The following is a 354-nucleotide window of genomic DNA, read 5'->3' on the forward strand; positions in this document are numbered from 1 at the left end:
GAGCAGGACGCTTACCCTCGCAGGATTCCAGCTTATCGTTAACGGAACTGGAGCTTCGGCGATCAATTTGTCGGCCAGCGGAGCCACCATCGCGGTCGGGACTGGCACGATAAATCTCACCGGCAACACAAACTCCAATGCGATCAATCTGTCAGCCTCGGGAGCCACGATCACAGTGGCCGGCGGCACCATCAACGATTCCGGCGGCTTGAACCTCGCGTCAGGCGCGACCCTGTCCGGGCGTGGCACGGTCAACGTCACTGGGCACTACACGGGAACCGGCACAATCTCGGCCACCGGCGGCGGCGTGCTCGATGTGTTCGGCACCGTCGACAGCGGTGTCGTGCTCAACAT

Annotated in this window: 1 protein-coding gene; it reads left to right on the top strand. The window is 62.1% G+C overall.

Annotation, left to right across the window (positions count from 1 at the left end):
- Positions 1-67 precede the first annotated feature (67 nt).
- On the top strand, positions 68-354 hold a 287-nt coding region (locus EN852_RS36750), incomplete at its 3' end, for a hypothetical protein (RefSeq protein ID WP_135879752.1).

The sequence above is a fragment of the Mesorhizobium sp. M2E.F.Ca.ET.209.01.1.1 genome, from assembly GCF_004010375.2.
GTDB lineage: Bacteria > Pseudomonadota > Alphaproteobacteria > Rhizobiales > Rhizobiaceae > Mesorhizobium.